The following is a 17,325-nucleotide window of genomic DNA, read 5'->3' on the forward strand; positions in this document are numbered from 1 at the left end:
GGAGGGGAAGCAAGGGCGGCGGGACTCGAAGCGGGAACCATGGCGCGCGCGAGGATACGCAGGCAGGGCTCAAAGCCAAGCCAGCGTCCCTCCCTCCTGCCCGATGCCCGCCCGCCTGCCCCGTGCTTCCTCGGGAATCACTTCCCCGGGCAGCGTGTGATTCGCGCCGTTACGCACCCTTCTGGGCGGGACGGAACCGGTGCGCCGGCCGTCATGCCGACATGTGGAGCGGACACGGACGCCGCCCCACAGTGAGGGCCTGCCTGGACGGGGCGTCCTCCGGCGGAAGCCCAAGCGTCGGGAAGTACGCGCTTGGGTGAGGTGGGACCGGACACATCGCACCGGGGGGGCTCCTCCCAGCGCGCGTCAGGGTCCTTATAATCGAAGTGCCTTTTCACCCCGTGGAGGAGGGCGGCTCCCCTCCGACACGAGCCGAACGCGCGGTCCCACTCCGCGGCGGGGTCCCGAAGGGGCTGAAGCATCGCGATTGTCGTCGCCTGGGACCTCTTCGGAGTGGGTGTGGAATGGCCTTCCAGCCCTCCAGGTTCACCATGTTGGCCCCCCGGAAGCACGCGACCGTTCGCGTCCTCCTGTGAGGCTACGAGGGAGAGACATGAAGGACGCTGAGAAGGGCTCGTGGGTCTCCAGGATCGCCGCGTTCCAGGACGTGAAGACCTACGCGGAACTCAACTGGGAGGGCTCTTTCGAGGACTACCTCGAAATCGTCCGCAAGAACCCCAAGGTCACCCGCACCGCCTTCCAGAGGATCTACGACATGATCCTCAGCCACGGGAAGTCGGAGTACATCGACAACAAGAAGAAGCTCACCCGCTACCACTTCTTCAGCGACGAGCGCTTCGGCGGCCGCGACGCCATCTTCGGCCTGGACGTGCCGCTGATGAAGCTGGTCAACGTCTTCAAGTCCGCCGCCCAGGGCTACGGCACGGAGAAGCGCGTCATCCTCCTGCACGGCCCCGTGGGCTCGTCCAAGTCCACCATCGCCCGCCTGCTCAAGAAGGGCATGGAAGAGTACTCGAAGACGCCGGAGGGCGCCGCGTACACCTTCTCCTGGCTCACCGACAAGAAGCAGCCGGACGGCACGGTGACGAAGGAGAAGATGAAGTGCCCGATGAACGAGGAGCCCCTCAACCTCATCCCCCGCGAGTGGCGCGACAAGGTCTTCTCCGAGCTGTCCCCGCCGGAGTCCGGCTACACGATTCCGAATGGCTGCGAGCTGTGCCCCGCCTGCCGCTTCGTCTTCAAGGAGCTGATGACCCAGTACGGCGGTGACTTCGCCCAGGTCATGGGCCACATCCACGTCAACCGGCTCATCTTCAGTGAGAAGGACCGCGTCGGCATCGGCACGTTCCAGCCCAAGGATGAGAAGAACCAGGACTCCACCGAGCTCACCGGCGACATCAACTACCGGAAGATCGCCGAGTACGGCTCGGACTCCGACCCGCGAGCCTTCAACTTCGACGGCGAGTTCAACATCGCCAACCGCGGCGTCATCGAGTTCGTCGAAGTGCTCAAGCTGGACGTCGCGTTCCTCTACGACCTGCTCGGCGCGTCGCAGGAGCACAAGATCAAGCCGAAGAAGTTCCCTCAGACGGACATCGACGAGGTCATCATCGGGCACACCAACGAGCCCGAGTACAAGAAGCTCGAGAACAACGAGTTCATGGAGGCCTTGCGCGACCGTACGGTGAAGATTGACATCCCGTACATCACCAAGCTGGCCGAGGAAGTGAAGATCTACGAGAAGGACTTCAACTCCCGCGCCATCAAGGGCAAGCACATCGCCCCGCACACGCTGGAGATGGCCGCCATGTGGGCCGTCCTCACACGCCTGGAGGAGCCCAAGAAGCACAACCTGTCGCTCCTGCAGAAGCTCAAGCTCTACAACGGCAAGACGCTCCCCAACTTCACCGAGGACAACATCAAGGAGCTGCGCAAGGAGTCCGTGCGCGAGGGCCTGGAGGGCATCAGCGCCCGCTACATCCAGGATAAAATCTCCAACGCCCTGGTGAGCGACAAGGGCGAGGGCTGCATCAACCCCTTCATGGTGCTCAACGAGCTGGAAGCCGGCTTGAAGACACACTCCCTCATCAACACCGAGGACGCGCGCAAGCGGATGAAGGAGCTGCTCACCACGGTGAAGCAGGAGTACGAGGACATCGTCAAGAACGAGGTCCAGCGCGCCATCAGCGCCGACGAGGACGCCATCGGCAAGCTGTGCGGCAACTACATCGACAACATCAAGGCCTTCACCCAGAAGGAGAAGGTCCGCAACAAGTACACCGGCATCTACGAGGTGCCGGACGAGCGCTTGATGCGGTCGATTGAAGAGAAGATCGACATCCCCGAGAGCCGCAAGGACGACTTCCGCGGGGAGATCATGAACTACATCGGCGCGCTCGCCGTGGAGGGCAAGACCTTCAACTACCGGACCAACGAGCGGCTGCACAAGGCGCTGGAGCTGAAGCTGTTCGAGGACCAGAAGGACAGCATCAAGCTCAAGAACCTGGTGTCGTCCGTCGTGGACAAGGAGACCCAGGAGAAGATCGACCTGGTGAAGGACCGGATGATGAAGAACTACGGGTACTGCGAGATCTGCTCCACGGACGTGCTGAACTTCGTGGCCAGCATCTTCGCCCGCGGTGACGCCAAGGAGTAACGCGATAGCGCCTTGTCCAAGAGGGACGTGACACCGTGACCTTGAAGATCCACCAGGACCACTCCCGCTTCAAACAGATCGTCCGCGGGAAGATCAAAGCCAACCTGCGCAAGTACGTGCAGAAGGGCGAGATGCTGGGCAAGAAGGGCAAGGATGCCATCAGCATCCCCATCCCCTTCATCGACATCCCGCGCTTCAAGTACGGCCACAAGGAGCAGGGCGGCGTCGGACAGGGAGACGGTGAGGTGGGTCAGCAGCTCGGCCCCGGGGCGGTGGAGCCCGGGGACGGGCACCAGGCCGGCCAGGGCGAGGGAGACCACGCCCTGGAGGTGGACGTCACGCTGGAGGAGCTGGCGCAGATTCTTGGCGAAGAGCTCCAGCTGCCGCGCATTGAACGGCGGCAGAACGAGCGCATCGTCACGCAGAAGGTGAAGTACACGGGCGTGAACACCACGGGCCCGGAGTCGCTGCGCCACTTCAAGCGCACCTTCAAGCAGGCCCTGAAGCGGCAGATCGCCACCGGCACCTATGACCCGAAGATGCCGGTCATCATCCCCACGCGAGAGGACCGGCGCTACCGCAGCTACAAGCTGCAGGAGCTGCCGGAAACCAACGCGGTCATCATCTACATGATGGACGTGTCCGGCTCGATGGGGGACGAGCAGAAGGAGATCGTCCGCATCGAGAGCTTCTGGCTCGATACGTGGCTCAAGCATCAATACAAGGGGCTGGAGTCGCGCTACATCATCCACGACGCGGTGGCGCGCGAAGTGGACCGCGACACGTTCTTCCACACCCGCGAGTCCGGCGGGACGATGATCTCCAGCGCGTACAAGCTGTGCCGGGACATCATCCAGGCGGACTACCCGAAGAGCGCGTGGAACATCTACCCGTTCCACTTCAGCGACGGGGACAACTGGAGCGCGGACGACACGCGCCAGTGCATCGAGATGCTCCGCAACGACATCCTCCCGCAGGTGAACCAGTTCGCCTACGGGCAGGTGGAGTCCCCCTACGGCAGCGGGCAGTTCATCAAGGACCTGCGCGAGGCGGTGGGTGACACGAACAACGTCTCGCTGAGCGAGATCGCGGACAAGGACGCCATCTACGCCTCCATCAAGGACTTCCTCGGCAAGGGGCGCTGACACCAGCGCTTCTGTCTCATCCCCCACTGGAGCCACCGCCCCATGCCCAAGAGCCTCACACCGCGACTCGCAGCGCTGCGGGATGAAATCCACGGCTACGCCAAGGAGTTCGGCCTGGATTTCTTCGACACCGTCTTCGAGATGGTGAGCTACGACGAGATGAACATGGTGGCCGCCTACGGCGGATTCCCCACCCGCTATCCCCACTGGCGCTGGGGCATGGAGTACGAGCAGCTGGCGAAGGGGTACGAGTACGGGCTTTCGAAAATCTACGAGCTCGTCATCAACAACGACCCTTGTTACGCCTACTTGATGGAGAGCAACCCGGAGGTGGACCAGAAGCTGGTGATGGCCCACGTCTACGGTCACTGCGACTTCTTCAAGAACAACTTCTCCTTCCGGCACACCAACCGCCGGATGATTGATGACATGGCCAACCACGCCACCCGCGTCCGGCGGTGGGTGGACAAGATTGGCGTGGAGAAGGTGGAGGACTTCATCGACCGGACGCTGTCGCTGGAGAACCTCATCGACCAGCACGCGCCCCACATCCGGCGCAACCCGGACCCGCAGCGCGCGGAGGAAGAGGCCAAGTCCAACGAGCGCGTGGAGGGCTTCAAGGTGAACCGCGAGTACATGCGCGGCTTCATCAACCCTTCGGAGTTCATGGACTCACAGCGCAAGCGCGCCGAGGACGAGAAGCAGCAGCGCAAGCGCTTCCCGGAGCGCCCTCAGCGCGACGTGCTCTACTTCCTGCTGGAGCACGCGCCGCTGGAGCCGTGGGAGGTGGACATCCTCTCCATCCTGCGCGACGAGGCGTACTACTTCGCGCCGCAGGGCCAGACGAAGATCATGAACGAGGGGTGGGCCAGCTACTGGCACTCCACCATCATGACCCGCAGGGCCCTCAGGGACGATGAGATCATCGACTACGCGGACCACCACTCCGGCACCATGGGCGTGCGCCCCGGCGCCATCAACCCGTACAAGCTGGGCATCGAGCTGTGGCGGGACATCGAGGACCGGTGGAACAAGGGCAAGTTCGGCAAGGAGTGGGACGAGTGCGATGACCTTCGCGCGCGCCAGGCCTGGGACAAGAAGCTGGGCGCGGGGCGCGAAAAGATTTTCGAGGTGCGCAAGCACTACAACGACATCACCTTCATCGACACGTTCCTCACCGCCGAGTTCGCCCAGCAGCAGAAGCTCTTCGTCTACGGCTTCAACGACAAGCGCAACTCGTGGGAAATCCTCGACCGCGAGTTCCGCAAGGTGAAGAACAAGCTGCTCACGTCGCTCACCAACTTCGGGCAGCCCATCATCGAAGTGGTGGACGGCAACTACGAGAACCGCTCGGAGCTGCTGCTCGCGCACAAGCACGACGGGCAGGACCTGAAGGGCGACTACGCGCGGGAGACGCTGCGCAACCTCCAGTCCCTGTGGCGGCGGCCCGTGAACATCATCACGCGCTACGACGGCAAGGGGGCCCTGCTGCGCTACGACGGGCAGCACCACTCGGAAAAGAAAGTGGAGCTGTAACCGCCAAGCAGGCAGGCGGGCGGGGAAGTGCGGTCAGGATTTGGGCGGAGGACCAACAGTCCTCTACACTCCTGTATCGCCCCCCATGAAGACCGCTTCCCTCCTCTGCCTTGCCGCCCTCGGGGTGGCTTCGACATCCGAAGCCGCCACCCAGTTCGAAATCAAGAACCGCCGCATCGAGCCGCGCCAGACGCTGGCGGGTGCGCTGCACGACGCGCAGCTGCCCGACGAGCAGGTGACAGCGGTCATCTCCGCGCTGGAGGGCGTGTTCGACTTCCGCAAGTCGCGCGTGGGCGACCAGTTCCGGCTGGTGATGAAGAACGGCGAGCTGGACTTCTTCGACTACCGCCAGAGCACCGTGGACGAGTGGCAGGTGCGCCGCGACGGGGAGAAGTACATCGGCAGCAAGCGCTCCATCGAGGTGGAGAAGCAGGTGTCGCTGGTGTCGCTGGAGATCAACTCGTCCCTGTACGAGGCGACGCTGGCCGCGGGCGAGGACCCGTCCATCGGCCTGGTGCTGTCGGACGTGTTCGCGTGGGACATCGACTTCTACCGGGACGTGCGCAAGGGCGACAAGGCGAAGGCCCTGGTGGAGAAGTTCGTCTCCAAGGGCCGCGTGCTGCGCTACGGCGAGGTGCTGGCGGCCACGTATGAAGGCGGCCTGGTGGGAAACAAGCGCGTGTTCCGCTACGTGCTGCCCAACGGCGAGGCCAACTTCTTCCAGGAGGACGGCGCCAGCGCGAAGAAGACCTTCCTCAAGAGCCCGCTGAAGTACGCGCACGTCACCAGCAGCTTCGGGTCGCGCTTCCACCCGGTGCTCCAGTACCTGAAGAACCACAACGGCGTGGACTACGGCACGCCCATTGGCACCCCGGTGTGGGCCGTGGCGGACGGCACCGTCGTGTCCGCGGGCAACGCGGGCGCCGCCGGCAACATGGTGCTGCTGCGCCACGCCAACGGCATGGAGACGCAGTACATGCACCTGTCGCGCTTCGGTGACGGCGTGCGCGCCGGCCAGCGCGTGCGGCAGAAGCAGGTGATTGCCTACTCCGGCAACACCGGCCGCTCCACTGGCCCGCACCTGCACTTCGGCCTGAAGCGCAACGGCACCTACGCCAACCCGCTCACCCAGAAGTTCCCTCGCGCGGATCCGCTGCCCAAGGAGCTGACGGCGGACTTCCTCGCCAAGGCGCATGACATGGCCCAGCAGATTGACGCCGTGTCCGTGGCCGCCGTCGCCGGCAAGGCGGGCCCGCCGCCCACCGCCACGAAGTAACCTCAGGCGTCTTGAGTTGAAAGCCCCCGGGCCCCCTCCCCTTCACGGTGGAGCGGGGCCCGTCGCTTGTCGCCGAGCCGTCAGGTCCACTCGATGATGAATTCGGAGTCGCCCAGGCACCGCTCGGAGCCCCGCACACTGCCTTCACGGTGCACCGCGGTGAGGGGGCCCATGAGGATGCCTTCGTGGACCTCCACGGGCAGCAGGTCGCCCTTGAAGAGCAGCCGCACGCGCTTGTCGCCCAGGGCCTGGTACTCGCGCTGCCCGTAGCTCACCGCGGTGGAGTAGGACGCGGGCGCGTTGCTGTACAGGCGCTTGGGGTCTCCGCCGCCGGAGGTGAGGCGCAGGAGCGTCTGCCCCACCGTGGACTCGAAGAACGTTCCGACGATGGCCTGCCCGCACGCCCGCAGGGCCGCGTCGCGCGTGCCGAACTCCGGCTGGAGCGCCTCCGACGCGAAGGCGAGCAGCCGCAGGAAATCCACCGCCGGATAGGAGAAGAAGTCCACGGGGCTGCGCTGCATGAGCGGCGCGCGCAGGCGCTCCGCGGCGTCACGCCCCAGCCGCTGGTGCACGAGCCTCAGCACCGCCGCGAAGCTCAGCCCCCGCACCGTGTCCCCTGGCCGGGTGAGGGCGATGCGCTGCTCCAGGTCATCCAGGGGGAAGGACATTCGCGAGCGTTTTACTCCAGTTCCGCGCGCTTCCAGCCCTTCCACGAATTGGATGTGCTTGCCTTCACACGCCCTGGGGCCGCGCCGCGTCACGGCGGGTCCCCGAGCACCTTCCCTCCCTGGCGGGGGAAGCGGCCGACCCCGGCAGGGGACGAGGGTTTCCCCTGCCCTGGGCTGGCGTGACACGGTACCCTTCCGTCATGGGCGTCCCGCGTCAAAAGCGCGGGCGCTTGCGCAGTCCATCAACCCCCTCGCGACCTTCGAGACGACCGACTTATGGCTCCTCCCGCCTCCGCGCGCCCCGCATCGCCCACGCCCTCCGCCTCGGGAGCTCCCGAAGACAGCGGCCGCACCGGGCTCGACGCGGCCAGCGTCCGTCGCGGCTTCTTCGAACACGTGCGCTATTCGCGCGGCAAGAACCCGGAGACGGCCACCCCGCACGACCGCTTCATGGCGCTGTCGCTGGCCGTGCGCGACCGCCTCACGGACCGCTGGGTGAAGACGGCGCGCACCTACTACGAGCAGGACGTCAAGCGCGCCTATTACCTGTCCGCGGAGTACCTGCTGGGTCGCGCGCTGGGCAACAACCTGCTCAACCTCAACATGTACGAGGCCGCGGCCGCCGCCATGCAGGAAGTCGGCGTGGACCTGAGCCAGCTCTTGGAGATGGAGCCGGACGCGGGCCTGGGCAACGGCGGTCTGGGCCGGCTGGCGGCGTGCTTCCTGGATTCGTTGGCCACCCTGGGCTACCCGGGCATGGGCTACGGCATCCGCTACGAGTTCGGCATCTTCTCCCAGGACCTGGTGGAGGGACACCAGGTGGAGCGCGCGGACGAGTGGCTGAAGTTCGGCAACCCGTGGGAAATCGTGCGGCCGGAGAAGGCGGTGCCGGTGCGCTTCTTCGGGCGCGTGGAGCATCACCAGGGTCCGGATGGCCGGCCGGTGGCGCGCTGGGTGGGCGGCAAGACGGTGATTGGCGTGCCGTACGACACACCCATCGCGGGCTACGGCAACAACACGGTCAACACGCTGCGGCTGTGGCAGGCGCGCGCGAGCGCGGAGTTCGACCTGCTGCTGTTCAACGCCGGTGACTACGAGCGGTCCGTGGTGGAGAAGAACGACTCGGAGGTCATCTCCAAGGTCCTCTACCCCAACGACGCGTTCCAGGCCGGCAAGGAGCTGCGCCTCAAGCAGCAGTACTTCTTCGTGGCGTGCTCCATCGCGGACATCGTCCGGCGCTACCTGAAGAACCACAACGACTTCCGTGACTTCTCCCGGAAGGTGGCCATCCAGCTCAATGACACGCACCCGGCCATTGGCGTGGCGGAGCTGATGCGCGTGCTGGTGGACGAGCGCCGCCTGCTCTGGGACGAGGCGTGGTCCATCACCCAGGAGACGTTCGGCTACACCAACCACACGCTGCTGGCGGAGGCCATGGAGCGCTGGCCGGTGTCGCTGTTCGAGCGGCTGCTGCCGCGTCACCTGGAAATCATCTTCGAGATCAACCAGCGCTTCATGCGTCAGGTGCAGATCCGCTACCCGTTCGACGTGGAGAAGCAGCAGCGGATGAGCCTGGTGGAGGAGGGCTCGGAGAAGAAGATCCGCATGGCCCACCTGGCCGTGGTGGGCAGCCACAGCATCAACGGCGTGGCCGCGCTGCACACGGACCTCTTGCGCCGCGACGTGCTGCCGGACTTCGCGCAGATGTACCCGGAGCGTTTCAACAACAAGACCAACGGCGTGACGCCGCGCCGGTGGCTGGCGTGGTGCAACCCGCGCCTGTCCAAGCTCATCACCAGCCGCATTGGTGAGGGCTGGGCCACGGACCTGGACCAGCTCCTGAAGCTGGAGGCGCACGCGGAGGACCCGGAGTTCCGCAAGGCCTTCCGCGAGGTGAAGCGCGCCAACAAGGACGAGCTGGCCCAGCACGTGAGGGATTTGCGCTGGGTGCAGCTCAATCCGGACGCCATCTTCGACGTGCAGATCAAGCGCCTGCACGAGTACAAGCGGCAGCTGCTGGACGCCGTCCACATCGTGGCGCTGTGGATGAAGGCGCGCCGCGACCCGTCCAGCGTCATCGCGCCGCGCGCGTTCCTCTTCGGCGCGAAGGCCGCGCCGGGCTACCACCTGGCGAAGCTGACCATCCGGCTCATCAACGGCATCGCGGAGGTGGTCAACAGCGACGCGGGCGCCACGGGGCTGCAGGTGGTGTTCCTGCCCAACTACCGGGTGAGCCTGGCGGAGCGCATCATCCCCGCGGCGGACGTGTCCGAGCAGATCTCCACGGCGGGCTGGGAAGCGTCCGGCACGGGCAACATGAAGCTGATGCTCAACGGCGCGCTGACGCTGGGCACGCTGGACGGCGCCAACGTGGAGATTCGCGACGCGGTGGGCGACGAGAACTTCTTCCTCTTCGGCCTCACGGCGGACGAGGTCATCGCGCGCAAGAAGGCCGGCTACAAGCCGCGCGAGGTGTACGAGTCCAACACGGAGCTGCGCGAGGCTCTGGACCTCATCCGCTCCGGCTTCTTCTCGCCGGAGGACCGCAACCTCTTCCAGCCGCTGGTGGACAGCCTGCTCAACGAGGACCGCTACCTGGTGCTGGCGGACTTCGCGGCCTACGCGGCGAAGCAGGAGGACGTGGCGCGCGCCTACAAGGACACCGAGTCCTGGACGAAGAAGTGCATCATCAACGTCGCCCGCGCGGGCATCTTCTCCTCCGACCGCACCATCAAGCAGTACGCGGAGGAGATCTGGCGCGTGCAGCAGACGAAGGTGGAGTGACGTTCCGCTGAGCACCGGCAGCCCCAGCCTCCTGGGGCTGCCGTGTCGTCAGCGTCCTACGCGGCCTTGTTCAGCCACGCCTCGTACGCGCGGAAGTCGTAGTCGCGGCCGAGGAAGTGGTGCACCAGGCGCGCGGCGTCGTCGGAGCCGCCCGGCTCCAGCACCGCGCGGCGGTAGTCCTGCGCGGGCTCCGGGTTGAGCAGGCCCTTCGTCTGGAACACCGTGAAGAGGTCCTTCGCGATGACCAACGACCACATGTACGTGTAGTAGTTGGACGAGTACCCATCCAGGTGCCCGAAGGTGAGGTGGAAGTACGTGCCCTCCAGGTACGGGAAGGGGATGTACTGGCCCTGCAGCTCGCGCACGAGCGCGGTGGCGTCCAGGTCCTTCGGGTCGCGTCGGTACAGCTCCAGGCTGAGCGCCGCGTAGAACATCTGCTGGCGCACGAAGAGGCCCTTGCCGAACTCGTCCGCGGCGAGCATGCGCTCCACCAGCTCCGCGGGCAGCGCCTCCCCCGTCTGGTAGTGCTTCGCGAAGGTCTGCAGGCACGTCACGTCACGCGCCCACTCCTCCAGCATCTGCGACGGGGCCTCCACGAAGTCCCACTCCGTGCGCACGCCGGACAGGCCCGCCCACTTCGTGTGGCCGCCGAAGATGTGGTGCAGCAGGTGGCCGAACTCGTGGAAGAAGGTCTCCACGTCGCCGTGCTGCATGAGCGCGGGCTCCGTGCCGGGCTTGGGGAAGTTGCAGATGAGCGCGCCTTCCGGGAGCCGCCGGCCTGACTTGCCGCTCGTCAGCGTGAACTGGGCCGCGTGCTTGTACTTGTCCGCGCGCGGGTGCATGTCCAGGAAGAAGCGGCCCTTGAGCGTGGTGCCTTCATAGACGTCATAGGCCTCCACGTCCGGGTGCCACACGGGCACGTCCTTCACCGGGCGGTAGGTGACGCCGAAGAGGCGCGCGGTCAGGTCCAGCACGCCCTGCTTCACGCGCGTGTATTCGAAGTACGGGCGCACCGTCTGCGAGTCGAAGGCGTACTGCTCCGCCTTCACGCGGTCATCCAGGTAGCCGGAGTCCCACGGGTTCACCTGGTCCGCCTTCGGGTCGTCCTTGCGCTTGCGCTCCAGGAGCACCGCGTAGTCGCGCTTCATGCGCTCTTCGGACGCGTCGGCGATCTTCCGGATGAAGGTGCCCGCGGCGTCCGCGCTGCGCACCATCTTGTCCTCGGTGGCGTAGGCGGCCCAGTGGGGGTAGCCCAGGAGCGTGGCCAGCTCATGGCGCTTCTGCACCAGGCTCTGGAGCACGTTCACGTTGGCGGGGTAGCCGCGCTGGCGGTTGGCGCGCCAGAGCTCTTCGCGGGCCTTGCCGTCGCGCGCGTAGGTGAGGAAGGGCACCAGGTCCGGGTAGTCCGTGGAGATGCGCACCTGGCCGTCCTCGCCGGGGGCGTGCGCGCGCACGTAGTCCTCCGGCAGGCCGTCCAGCGCGGCCGGGGGCAGCGCCACCTTGCGGGTGTCCTGGCTGATGTTGCGGCTGAACTCCTGCCCAATACGGACCAGCTCCTCCTGGAGCGCCTTCACCCTCGCGCGGGTGGCTTCATCGCGGTCCACGCCGGCGCGGCGGAAGTCGCGCAGCACCTTCTCCATCCACTTGCGCGTGGCGGCGTCCTCGTTGGCCAGGCTCACGGCCGCGAGGACGTCGTAGACGCCCCGGTCCATGCGGATGTCGTTGGCCAGGTTCTCGATGGCCTGCTCGGCGGCCTCCGCGGCCTCGCGCAGGGCGACCTCCGGGTGCGTGTGACGCACGACGCTGGCGCGCGCGGCGGCGTCATCCAGCGCGGCGGAGGACTCGTCGAACAGCTCCAGGACGTCCTTGGGGGGCGTGGAGGCGGGCAGCGTCTTCAGTCGCGCGATGCCGTCGCGGGCCTTGGCCAGGGCCTCCTCGCTCGCGCGGCGGAACTCCTCCGGCGGGCAGGTGACGTGGCGGGCGGCGTCGGGGACCAGGGGGTCGGACACGGGAAGGGCTCCTCTCAAGCCGTGGGTGTGCTGCAAAGGGCTCAAAGCTAATGCGCCCCGCACGCCCTGGCAGCATCCGAGTGCTCCGTCGCGGACGGTTGCCGGGCAGTGGACGCCCTCCCCCGCCCCGTCCGTCGGGCGGCGGACGGGCGGGCGGTGCCCAAAGGCGGAAGGCCGCCCCGGCGTGCGTGCCGGAGGCGGCCTTCCTGGGACTTCAGGGGTGGAACGGAGGCGTCAGTAGAACTCGAGCGGGCTTGCGGAGTTCTGTGGCTGCCGGACGGCGCGGGTCACGAAGTTCGCGCTGTTGTTGTCCGTGTCATACCCATTGCCCCGGGCAGCGTCCGCGCCACCCACGGCCATGGTGGCGGAGATGGAAGTGGAAACGGCCATGCGCTCGATGCTTCCGCCCGACGCCGGATGGGACGGACCCTTTGTGCCTTCGGGGGAGTCCGCGGTTCCCCATCCCAGCCTGTCCACGTCCACGTACGTCGAGCCCACGAGGCGCTGGACGCGGACGTTGCCACCAGCGGTCGTGGAGGCCGACATATCGAAGGTGTAGCCGACGTCCCTCGCGGCCGCGCCAGTGCTGGGGTAGGCCGCCCCGCCCAGGAGGAAGTAGCCGTGGGCGCGAATGACCTTCCCGGCCGGAATGGTGACCGGGGAACTCCAGCTTGGCCCGGCTGCGGACTTATAGCTGACCTGCCAGTTGGACAGGTCCACGTCCGCGTTCGTCGGGTTGTAGAGTTCGATGAACTCGTCCGTCGCGGCCCCGGTGAGGCCTCCGCTGATTTCACTAATGACCACGTGGTTCGTCAGCGCGGGCTTGCCCACCGTCACCGAGCCGTAGGTGCCCGCAGGCGGATCCACCCTGCCGAACTGGTCGCAGTACACCCACTGCTCGTCCGTGAACCGGTACCGGAAGCCGTAGTTGTACGTGCCAGCCATGGGAATCTGGAGGACCGCCTTCATCTCGTCGTTGTTCGAGTTCGGTGTGGTGAAGCCCGGGTTGAAGTCCGCCGCCGTCCACGTCCAGCCCGCCGGTTTGGTGGCGTCCGTGCCGTAGCCCAGCTGCGCCTCGATGCGGGGGTAGAAGTCGTTGCCCTTCGTGTTCCGCTGCGTGACGTCGTAGCTGTAGAACTGGCTGAAGATGTCGTAGCTGTCGTTGGGGTTGATGGCCGTCGGGTACGCGCCGTCAGGCGACGGGAACGTCTTCGGGTACTGGATGGCGCAGTAGTTGAGCGGCTTCTCCACGTTCAGGCCGCAGTCGTCGTTGGCCTGGCCCGGCGTGCCCCGGTCCCCGCCCGACAGGCTGCCGGTGGAGTCACACCAGTACCAGGCGTGGCTGCTGCCCTTCGTCCCGATGATGCTGGACGCGAGGCTCATGGCCCGGCCCGTCGTCTGGGGGAACGCGCTCGTGTACGTCAGGCTGTCCACCGTCACCGAGCCCTGCTTGAGCGTGATGGAACCGGTGCTGTCCATGGACTTGTCCGTGCCCCAGGCGTCGTTCGCCGCCACGCCGCCGTTGGTGCCGAAGTTCGCGTTCTGCGCGAGCACCGTGCGGCCCCCCGCCGGCACCAGCAGCGCGTGGCCGTGGTTCACCGTGATGGACGTGGCCGTGCCCGCGCCGTCCACCAGGTCCACCACCAGGCCGTTGGCGTCCAGCAGCTTCGACGTGGTGTTGGTCAGCTCCAGGTACTCGGTGGTGCCCGCGGACGGCGAGTGCATCACCTCCGAGAGGACCAGCTCGCCCGCGCCCGGGTGCGGCGCGTTGGTGCACGCGCCCGCGTAGCAGACCGCGTCCGCGCCGGGGCAGGCCTGGAGCGTCATCTCGCCGTCCACGCAGGTCGGCGCGCCGTTCTGCACCACGCACACCGACGCGTAGACCTCCAGCGACGTGCCGTCCTCCGCGCACTGGGACGCGGGCGGCGTGCACACGTAGCCGCTGCACGGGTTGGTGGTGGCGGTGCTCGCGGTGGCCAGCGCGCTGGCGTTGTCCGCGCCGTCGAACGCCTTCAGCGCGAAGTGGTACGTCGTGGCCTCCGTCAGGCCGGTCACGGTGAAGGACTCCGCCGCGCCCGCCGTCTTCGGCGCCGCCACGCCCGTCACGAGCGTGGCCGCGTCGAAGTTGGCGTCGGTGATGGCGGCCGTGGCGTAGCGCAGCTCGTAGCGAGCGGCCGTGCCCAGGGCGCCGTCATCGCCCGGCGCCTGCCAGTCCAGCCGGATGCTGGCGCCGTCCACCGCCGTCGCGCTGAAGCCCGCCGCGGCGGCCGGTGCCTGCGTGTCGAAGATGATCAGGTCCGCGGACGTGATGTCCTGGAACTCGTCCGCGCTCGCCTGGAACTGGTAGGTGCCCTCGTCATTGACGCTGAGCTCAGCGAAGGTGGCCACGCCGCCCACGGTGGTGCGCGTGGGGAGTCCCTGGGCGAAGGTGCCGCCCGCCAGCGCCAGCTGCACGTCCACCGCCGCGTCCGTGACGGTGTTGCCGTAGGCGTCCTGCACCGCGACCTCGATGTCCACCAGCGACTGCCGCACCCCACCCGTCGTGGGCGCGGAGGCGAAGGTCAGGTGGTCTCCGGAGGCGGGGATGATGGCGTAGGTATGCGAGGCCGTGAGCGACGGGTCCGCCACGTCCTCCGCGGTGACCTCCTGGTCTCCGGCGGTGCGCAACTCCACGCTGAAGGTATGCCGGCCCTCGTCCAGCAGGGTGAACGTATACGCGCCGGGCAGCACCGCCTGCGCATCCGAGGAGGAGAACGTCACCGTGGACGCGTACTCCTTCGCCACGTTGCCGTAGGTGTCACGCGCCACCAGCTCGTAGCTCAGCGACTGGCCCGCGCCGAAGGGGCCCGCGCTCGCGACGGCTTCCAGGGACGCGGCCGTGCTGGCGCGCACCTCCGCGTCCACCGTCCCGGTGAGCGCCGGGGTCGCGGTGTCCGCGGCGGTGAGCGACTGCGTCCCCGCCGTCTTGAACACGAGGCCGGAGACGGTCTTCTCCCCCTGGTCCTCCGGGGCGAAGACGGCGTCCGCGGGAAGCTCCGCCTGCGCGTCCGAGGACGTGAAGTGCACCGTGCCGGTGTAGCCCTGGATGCGGTTGCCATGGGCATCCGTCACGGACACGGTCACGTCATTCGAGTCGCCCGCATCGACCGGGTCCGGGAAGGCCGCCAGCACGAGCTTCGCCGCGGCGCCGGCGCCCACCGTGAAGGACTGGCTCACCTGCGTCAGCGGACCTGCGGTGGCCGTGAACGTGAACGTGCCCGCCGTGTCCACGCGCAGGCCGGAGAAGGTGGCCACGCCGTCCACCGCCGCCACGGTCACCGCCTGGAAGCCCGGCTGCCCGGTGAGGGTCAGCGTCACCGCCGTGGTGGCCGTGGAGACCACGTCGCCACGCGAGTCCAGCAGCGACACGGCCACGTTCGCGAGCGCCGAGCCCGCGTTGCCATTCGAAGGCTGCGTCGAGAACGCCAGCTGCGTCACCGACGGATCCGCCGTGGACACGGCGAGGCTGTCCGACCGCGCGGAGTTGCCGTGCGCGTCCGTCACCTTCAGCGCCACGTGGTACGTCTGGCCCGGCGTCAGGCCGGAGAGGGTCGCGGACTGCACCGTGCCCGCGGGCTCGGGGGCGGCGACCGTCACCGGCGTCGCCGCGTTGAAGGCCGCGTCCGTGGTGATGGCGGACGTGGAGTAGCGCAGCTCCTGCGACGTCAGCTGCCCCTGCACACCGTCATCCCCCACGCCCGTCCACTGCACGGTGAGGCCCGTCTCCGTGGCCCCGGTCTGCGTGAGCACCGGCTTCGCGGGCGCCACGTCGTCCACCACCTGCACGTCCGCGCTGCTCACGTCCTGCAGGCCCTGCGCGGAGGCCACCAGGTGCGTGGTGCCATGCCCCGCGATGCTCACTCCCGTGAACGTCGCGACGCCGTCCACCGGCGCCGCGCTCACGGTCCCGCCCAGCGTGAAGGCCCCCGCCGGCAGCGACAGCTCCACCGCCAGCCCGGTCACCGACACCGGGTTGCCGAAGGCGTCCAGCACCGCCACCTTCACGGTCCCCAGCGAGGCGCGCGTCGACACGCGCGTGGCCGGCTGCTGCGTGAACGCCAGCTTCGAGGCCGCCGCGGCGGACACCATCACCCTGAACTCGAAGGAGAAGGCGCCCGCGCTGTCCGCGAGGGTCAGGAACTGGGGCCCGGCCGTGCGGAAGGTGATGCCCTGGAACTTGAACTTGCCCGCATCCGTGGCGGTGAACGTGTGGGAGGGCAGTGTCGCGGCCGCGTCCGTGGACGTCAGCATCACCGTGCCCGTGTAGTTCGTCGCCGCGTTGCCATGGAGGTCCTCCAGCGTGACCTCCTGGGCCTCCGCCACGCCCACCGTGACGTTGTCCAGGAAGCGGTCCAGCCCCACCCCCTTCACCGCACCGGGCGCCACCGAGAAGACGGTGCTGGCCACGGGCTCGAAGCCCGGGGCGTTCGCGATGAAGTGGTAGCCCCCGCCTGCCTTCTTCAGCACCACGTCCGGGAAGGTCGCGACGCCGTTCACCGCGGTCACCTTCACCTGGCCCTCCGGGAACACGATGCCGCCGGAGCCCAGCGACAGTGTCACCTCCGCCGTGCTGTCCGTCACCACCGCGCCGGCGCCATCCCGAACCTCCACCACCAGGAGCTTGAGCGGCTCGCCCGCCACGCCATCCGGCAGCGCTGAGCGGAAGGCCAGCGTCTTCACCGTGCTGACGTCCGCGAATGTCACCGTGGCCGTCTGGGTGAGCGGCACCATCTTGCCGGTGTCGTCCTTCACGGACGCCTTCACGGTCTTCACGCCCGGCACCGTGGACGTCACGTGCGCCTGCGCCTCGCCTCGGATGTCGGTGAGCACCGCCGACCCCAGAACGGAGGCACCCTCCCCCTCCACCGTCACCGACACGGTGCGCCCGGACAGCCGCGAGCCGTCCGCCTTGCGCAGCGCCGTCACGGTGACGACCGCCACGTCGCTGCCGTTCGCCAGCACTCCCGTGGGCCGGTCCACCACCACCGTGGAGGCCGCCGCGTCCACCACGCCTTCCACCTCCGGAGGAGGCTGCGGCGGGGTTCCAGAATCCGTGCAGCCCAGCGACAGGGTCAGACACAGCACGCTCAACCCCAGACAGCGGGCGAGCACAGCGATCCGTGGGGACATGAATGTCTCCGTCCAGCGAGCAGACCCCGCGCGGCTTCGTGCGCTTCACGTGGGGTTGCAG

The 17,325-nt window shown here is 67.6% G+C and carries 8 protein-coding genes; 5 read left to right on the forward strand and 3 right to left on the reverse strand.

Annotation, left to right across the window (positions count from 1 at the left end; translation table 11 throughout):
- Positions 1-613 precede the first annotated feature (613 nt).
- The 4 genes from D7V77_RS08840 to D7V77_RS08855 all read left to right on the forward strand — a co-directional run bounded on the left by D7V77_RS08840 (position 614) and on the right by D7V77_RS08855 (position 6,634).
- Positions 614-2,677: a PrkA family serine protein kinase gene (locus D7V77_RS08840; protein WP_120575832.1), complete on the forward strand. Its 2,064-nt coding sequence runs from the start codon at positions 614-616 to the stop codon at positions 2,675-2,677.
- A gap of 35 nt (positions 2,678-2,712) precedes the next feature.
- A complete protein-coding gene (locus D7V77_RS08845) occupies positions 2,713-3,822 on the forward strand; it encodes a DUF444 family protein (RefSeq protein ID WP_120575833.1) in 1,110 nt (369 codons plus the stop codon).
- A gap of 42 nt (positions 3,823-3,864) precedes the next feature.
- A complete protein-coding gene (locus tag D7V77_RS08850; protein WP_120575834.1) occupies positions 3,865-5,358 on the forward strand; it encodes a SpoVR family protein in 1,494 nt (497 codons plus the stop codon).
- 85 nt (positions 5,359-5,443) lie between these two features.
- Positions 5,444-6,634 carry a peptidoglycan DD-metalloendopeptidase family protein gene (locus D7V77_RS08855; protein ID WP_120575835.1) on the forward strand — a complete coding sequence of 397 codons (1,191 nt, stop codon included), beginning with the start codon at positions 5,444-5,446 and terminating at the stop codon, positions 6,632-6,634.
- Positions 6,635-6,714: 80 nt separating this feature from the next.
- On the opposite strand, the gene D7V77_RS08860 is transcribed toward D7V77_RS08855, so the two are convergent.
- Positions 6,715-7,302, reverse strand: coding sequence for a DUF2378 family protein (locus D7V77_RS08860; RefSeq protein ID WP_120575836.1), 588 nt, complete (start codon positions 7,300-7,302; stop codon positions 6,715-6,717).
- A 276-nt stretch (positions 7,303-7,578) separates the two neighbouring features.
- On the opposite strand from D7V77_RS08860, the gene D7V77_RS08865 reads away from it, so the two are divergent.
- The gene (locus D7V77_RS08865) at positions 7,579-10,086 is read left to right on the forward strand and encodes a glycogen/starch/alpha-glucan phosphorylase (RefSeq protein ID WP_120575837.1); all 2,508 of its coding nucleotides are present in this window, start codon (positions 7,579-7,581) and stop codon (positions 10,084-10,086) included.
- Between the two features lie 56 nt (positions 10,087-10,142).
- On the opposite strand, the gene D7V77_RS08870 is transcribed toward D7V77_RS08865, so the two are convergent.
- Positions 10,143-12,095, reverse strand: a complete 1,953-nt coding sequence (locus D7V77_RS08870; RefSeq protein ID WP_120575838.1) for a M3 family metallopeptidase — start codon at positions 12,093-12,095, stop codon at positions 10,143-10,145.
- 234 nt (positions 12,096-12,329) lie between these two features.
- Positions 12,330-17,264 (reverse strand): lamin tail domain-containing protein, encoded by a 4,935-nt coding sequence (locus tag D7V77_RS08875; protein ID WP_147452017.1) that lies wholly within the window; start codon positions 17,262-17,264, stop codon positions 12,330-12,332.
- Positions 17,265-17,325: the final 61 nt, after the last annotated feature.

The organism is Corallococcus sp. CA041A (assembly GCF_003612075.1).
Classification (GTDB): Bacteria; Myxococcota; Myxococcia; order Myxococcales; family Myxococcaceae; genus Corallococcus; species Corallococcus exiguus.